The sequence below is a fragment of the Acidithiobacillus sp. TH-A36 genome, assembly GCF_057473445.1.
This window is the reverse complement of the sequence record NZ_JBYCKP010000161.1, coordinates 1-5,890: the sequence shown is the minus strand read 5'-3', so window position 1 is coordinate 5,890 and position 5,890 is coordinate 1. Positions and strand designations below refer to the sequence as shown.

Sequence of the window (5,890 nt, the reverse complement as noted above, 5' to 3'; positions counted from 1 at the left end):
CCAAAACTGCTGCCAGCCATGAATTATTTTTCCATTTCAATCATGGCGTAAGCCGAATGGTTATGAATGGATTCAAAGTTTTCCGATGACACCGAAAACCAGCGCACTCGCGGATCCTCCTGCAGACGCAGAGCCACATCCCGGACCATGTCCTCGACGAATTTGGGATGATCATAGGCATATTCCGTCACATGCTTTTCATCGGGACGCTTCAGTAAACCATACAATTCACACGAAGCTTCAGCTTCAATTAAATCAATAAGATCCCGAATCCAGATAGTCCCCTGGCTGCGGACATGCACCCAAACATGGGCACGCTGGTTGTGCGCCCCGTATTCTGAAATGCTTTTTGAACAGGGACAGAGGCTGGTTACCGGCACCATGACTCCCAAGGTTAATTGATAGCCTTTCGGGGTGATTTCGCCAATCAATTCCACCTCGTAATCCAGCATGCTTTTGACGCCGGAAACGGGTGCCGCTTTTTGCACGAAAAATGGCAGACGCATTTCGAGTCGTGCCGAATCGGCTTCGAGGCGTGTGCACATTTGCTCAACAACACCCCGAAAACCTTCGACACTGATCGGAGCTTCATGGTTATTGAGTATTTCAATGAAGCGCGACATGTGTGTGCCCTTGAGATGAGCAGGCAGACTGACATACATGTTACACAAGGCAACACTGGGTTGAACTGCTGCCGCCTCTCTGTCCGCAATCTGCAGAGGGTGCCTGACAGCACGAATACCTACCTGCTGAATGGGAATGGCACGGGGATCTACCCTACCCTGAACATCTTCAAGAATCTCTGTAGCGCAAATCTTCACGCGCACCTCACTTTGAATAGTGGACCAATTTAGTCAGATATTACGCGTGACCCGGCTTCCGGGCAAGAGAGTCCAGCAAAGTACGGCCTGCTGCTGTGATTCCAGAAGTATCCAGCCCCAGTTCTGCAAGCCACTGATTGGCATCTCCCTGCTCAATGAACTGATCGGGAAGCCCAAGAATGCGCATGGGAACGATTTGCCCCTGGTTCAGCAGGTATTCCGCCACAGCAGAACCCGCGCCACCGGCAATCACTCCCTCCTCTACCGTGAGCAAAGCCTGATGGGTCTGGGCCAACTCCTGGAGCAACTCTTGATCTAATGGTTTGACGAAGCGCATGTTAATAACCGTCGCACCTAACACTTCTCCAGCCTGCAAAGCTGCTGCTGCCCGTGTACCAAAAGCCAATATGGCCAGTTTTTTTCCGGAGCGGAGTACTTCAGACTTGCCTAGTGGTACAGTGCGCTCCAGGTTTTTTTCCAGTTCCAGCCCTACTCCATTTCCACGAGGATAGCGAACTAACGCCGGACCGGGATAAGCAAACCCGGTATTGAGCATGTCGCGCAGTTCCTGTTCATCTTTGGGTGCCATGATCACCAGATTGGGAATGCAACGCGAATAGGCCATATCAAAGGCACCCTGATGGGTAGCCCCATCGGCGCCCACCAAACCGGCCCGATCAATAGCAAACAGTACGGGCAGATTCTGAATGGCGACATCATGCAACAATTGATCATAGGCGCGTTGCAAAAAGGTCGAATAAATGGCCACGACCGGATGCATGCCATCACAGGCCATGCCTGCAGCAAAAGTCACTGCATGTTGTTCGGCAATACCGACATCATAGTAACGTTCCGGATAAAGCTGCTCAAAACGCACCAGGCCCGAACCTTCGCGCATGGCCGGGGTAATGGCCACCAGACTGGATTCTGCCGCCCCTTTGTCACATAGCCAATCGCCAAAAATTTTGGTGTAGCTGGGCGGCCCGCCCGCCTTTTTGGCCATTTTCCCGTCACTCTGATTGAAAGGGGTAACACCATGATAGCCGCAGGGATCCTGTTCAGCTGGTCCGTAGCCTTTGCCTTTTTTGGTCATTACATGCAAAAGACGTGGCCCTTTAATTTTTTTGAGGTTTTCCAGGGTAGGAATGAGGGCGTCCAGATCATGACCGTCGATGGGTCCAAAATAATTGAAGCCCATTTCCTCAAAAAGAGTTCCTGGAGTAACCAATCCCTTGACGCCTTCCTCAGCCTTTTTGGCCAGCTCGCGCAGCGGCGGCACCAGACTTAATGCATGCCCGGCACCATCACGCACGGTATTATACAAGCGCCCGGAAAGGATGCGGGTGAGATACTGGGAAACCGCACCGACGTTGGGAGAAATGGACATTTCATTGTCATTAAGGACCACCAGCAGGTTGGCGTCCAGTACCCCCCCATTATTGAGGGCTTCATAAGCCATTCCAGCGGTCATGGCACCATCGCCGATGATGGCAACAACTTCCCGGTCGTGCTTTTCCAGTTTTGCGGCAACCGCCATTCCCAGTCCGGCGCTGATTGAGGTACTGGAATGACCAGCCCCAAAACTGTCGTAGGGACTTTCATCGCGTTTCAGAAAACCGGAAAGCCCGTCTTTCATGCGCAGTTGGCCAAAGCGGGGTCCCCGCCCGGTCAGAATTTTATGGGGGTAGGCTTGATGGCCCACGTCCCAGACCAGCCGATCATCGGGTGTGTTGAAAACTGTATGCAAGGCAATCGCCAGTTCCACCGTACCCAGACAGGACGATAAATGCCCGCCGGTCTGGCTTACGGATTCCAGAAGAAATTGGCGCAATGTCTTGGCAACACCCTTCAATTCAGTGCGGGACATTCTCCGCAATTCTTCGGGCATAGGAATGCCCTTCAACAAGTCCGTCATTTATTCCGCTCTACAATAAGGCGCGCCAGTGCGCGCAGATGATCCGCCTCATGCTGCCAGGACTGCAAGGCAGCAAGAGCCTCTTCCAGAAGGCGGTGTGCGTAATTTTGGGCTTCTTTCAAGCCCAGCAAGGTCACAAAACTCGGTTTGTTACGACTGCGATCTGCGCCCTGCAGGGCTTTACCGGTTTGTTGCAGATCACCGATTTCATCAAGAATATCGTCCTGAACCTGAAAGGCCAGCCCAACCCGATCCGCATATTGTAGCAGCATGCCGCCCTGCTCCGAATTTTCTTCAACGCCTGCGGCACAAAGAGCCAGTTGAATAGCGCAACGAATCAGCATTCCGGTTTTATGCAGATGCATTTGCTCAAGAGCTGGCAAAGCCAGCTCATGGCCAACCGCCGCCAGATCAATGGCCTGACCGCCGACCATACCCCGAGAACCGGCTGCCAGGGCTAATGCCGCCAGCATGCGAACTTGCCATTGAGGATCAACGCCCCAATCCGGCTCGGACAGGGCGACAAAAGCCTGGGCCTGCAAACCATCACCCACCAAAATGGCCGTGGCTTCATCATAAGCTTTGTGGCAGGTCGGTAACCCCCGCCGCAAATCATCATTGTCCATGGCCGGGAGATCATCATGGACCAGCGAATAGGCATGAATCATTTCCAGGGCGGCAGCAGGGCGATCGAGTTTTTCCGGGGCAAGGTCCAGACACAGTCCGGTAGCATATACCAGAAGCGGCCGTATGCGCTTGCCGCCACCCAAGGTGCTGTAACGCATGGCGGCATGCAAGCGCGCCGGTAAAACATGTTCGTCGGGCAGCAGGTTTTGCAAAACTGACTCAATGCGTTGCACAGCATGCCGACGAAATAAAGCAAAATTCTGAGTGGTCTCCAGGGCTTCCAGGGTCATTGATTAATCATCCTGAGTCATTGGGGTGGTATTCTCTCCCAGCAGTATTTCCACGGTCTGACGCGCCTGAAGTAGTTGCAATTCGGCGCGCTTGGCGAGGTCCATACCCTGCTTGAACAGGGCTACCGAATCTTCAAGACCCAGCTGACCACCTTCCAGACGGCGGACCGTAGCTTCAAGGGCGTCGAGGGTGCTGGCGAAGTCTGCAGGTGTGTCTGCAGAAGAGGGTTCGTTATTCATGTCTTTTTCCATGTTTGCCAATTAAACACTAGGCCCCATCCTCGGGGCAAGCGCAAAAATTTAATTTCATACTGGACGGTCGGTTAATTGGACACTAATATTTCGACTGGTTTTCCATCCCGAAAGGCTCTTCTCTCCATGTCCATACAAAAGACAGCGCAGATAAACACCATGTTCAGGCAGGAAGGCACCCGCTTTGACGTACTTGGTGCCATCAGCGTGTCACATTTCCTCAATGATAGCATTCAATCGCTGATGTTGGCGGTGTACCCATTGTTCAAAAGCAATTTTGACTTGAGTTTTGCACAGATCGGGTTGATTACCCTGGCTTACCAGCTGACGGCCTCGATTATTCAACCGCTAGTCGGGCGTTATACGGATGGACACCCTCTGCCTTTTTCGTTGCCTATTGGAATGGTATCCACCTTTGCGGGTTTGTTGTTACTCTCCATTGCACCCAATTATCTGATACTCCTGCTTGCTGCCGCACTGGTGGGTCTGGGTTCGTCGGTGTTTCACCCCGAATCCTCGCGGGTGGCGCGGATGGCTTCGGGTGGCCGTCATGGCCTCGCCCAGTCCATTTTTCAGGTGGGGGGTAATGTGGGCACCGCCGTTGGACCGCTGTTGGCGGCATTTATTGTCATGCCCAATGGCCAGCACAGCTTGTCCTGGTTTTCCCTGGCCGCCCTGTTGGCCATTGTGATTCTGACTTTTGTGGGGCGTTGGTACCAACATCAGCATCGTCAACCCAAAAATCAAGGGAGCCAGGTTCGCGAAGCGGTACTACCGCAAAAACTGGTCAAACGCAGCATTATCATTCTGGTCGCACTGATGTTTTCCAAATTTCTTTACCTGACCAGTATCAGCAGCTATCTGATTTTTTATCTGATGCAGCGTTTTCACATTGCCACCCAGGAAGCCCAGTTGCATTTGTTTATTTTTCTGGCGGCGGTTGCCGCTGGAACCTTGATGGGTGGACCCATTGGTGACCGCATTGGTCGCAAGAAGGTCATCTGGGTTTCCCTTTTGGGAATCGCGCCTTTTACCCTGGCCCTGCCCTACGTCGGCCTAACCATGAGTGCACTATTAACAGTGGTCATTGGTTTTCTGCTGGCTTCGGCCTTTCCGGCCATGGTGGTTTACGCCCAGGAGCTGGTTCCCGGTAAGGTTGGTACCATTTCCGGATTATTTTTTGGTCTGGCTTTCGGTCTGGGTGGGGTGGGTGCTGCTGTTCTTGGTGAACTCGCGGATGTCTGGAGTATCCAGGTGGTCTACCAGATTTGTGCGTTCCTGCCGCTGCTGGGCTTGCTTACAGCATTTCTTCCGCATATTCCAGCGCCGCCCAAAAGCGCGCATTAACCGGCTTTACTCGTGGCGGTTGATAGGACAAGCTAAGCATTGCCGCCCGCCTTGCGCGGGCATATTTCATGAGCGGCACTGCCGCGAGGTTAGGACGATTGGCCTTCGCTGAACAAAAGTTTTACTTTTTGATTCCTGATGAGAAACCCCATTGGAGTGAAAGCCTGGCTCCGTGGTTGGCTGTTTCAGCTGTTCTGGTGGCCCTCGCCCTGTTTTTGCTGATCCATGTCCAGAAGCCCAAAATGCAGGCACTGCACAACCAGACGGAAGTCAATAAAACTTTCCATATCATGCCGTTGCCGAATAAGGCCGTGACTCCAAGTCCAGTAAAACCGCAGGTGATCCCTCATCCCCGGCCGGTGGTGAAACCACACCCGGTGAAGCCGCAGCTGCGACCGGTACCAGTACCCCGACCGGTGCCCCGCCCCGTACCACACCCCGTATTCAATCCTCATGCGCTGCCACAAAAACCGCAACCAGCTGTTTCTCAGGCACCTTCCACCCTGCAAAGCATCCAGCCCGCATGTCCACCCCATATCATTTTGGGAAGACTGCAGGAACAAATGGACCAAGCCGCGCGTGAAGCTACCTCCAGCCCCCCTTTACCCAAATTCGAGAACCCCAAAGGACCGGTAGCC

The 5,890-nt window shown here is 53.2% G+C and carries 5 protein-coding genes and 1 pseudogene; 2 read left to right on the top strand and 4 right to left on the bottom strand.

Features of this window, described 5'->3' with window-relative positions:
* Window positions 1–23: 23 nt before the first annotated feature.
* From folE2 to xseB, 4 genes are read right to left on the bottom strand one after another with little or no spacing between them, the layout of a single operon-like run.
* Window positions 24–821, bottom strand: coding sequence for a GTP cyclohydrolase FolE2 (gene folE2 / locus AC2VLY_RS04380; protein ID WP_486893688.1), 798 nt, complete (start codon window positions 819–821; stop codon window positions 24–26).
* A gap of 40 nt (window positions 822–861) precedes the next feature.
* Window positions 862–2,736: a 1-deoxy-D-xylulose-5-phosphate synthase gene (dxs, locus tag AC2VLY_RS04375; protein WP_486893690.1), complete on the bottom strand. Its 1,875-nt coding sequence runs from the start codon at window positions 2,734–2,736 to the stop codon at window positions 862–864.
* Window positions 2,733–3,653, bottom strand: a complete 921-nt coding sequence (locus tag AC2VLY_RS04370; RefSeq protein WP_193649335.1) for a farnesyl diphosphate synthase — start codon at window positions 3,651–3,653, stop codon at window positions 2,733–2,735. The genes dxs and AC2VLY_RS04370 overlap by 4 nt, the downstream gene beginning before the upstream one ends.
* 3 nt (window positions 3,654–3,656) lie before the next feature.
* Window positions 3,657–3,893 carry an exodeoxyribonuclease VII small subunit gene (xseB, locus tag AC2VLY_RS04365; protein ID WP_193649336.1) on the bottom strand — a complete coding sequence of 79 codons (237 nt, stop codon included), beginning with the start codon at window positions 3,891–3,893 and terminating at the stop codon, window positions 3,657–3,659.
* Between the two features lie 138 nt (window positions 3,894–4,031).
* On the opposite strand from xseB, the gene AC2VLY_RS04360 reads away from it, so the two are divergent.
* Together AC2VLY_RS04360 and AC2VLY_RS04355 are read left to right on the top strand one after the other, a co-directional pair.
* The gene (locus tag AC2VLY_RS04360) at window positions 4,032–5,252 is read left to right on the top strand and encodes an MFS transporter (RefSeq protein ID WP_486921820.1); all 1,221 of its coding nucleotides are present in this window, start codon (window positions 4,032–4,034) and stop codon (window positions 5,250–5,252) included.
* Window positions 5,253–5,320: 68 nt separating this feature from the next.
* Window positions 5,321–5,890 (top strand): annotated as a pseudogene (locus AC2VLY_RS04355) (energy transducer TonB); the annotation flags it as partial.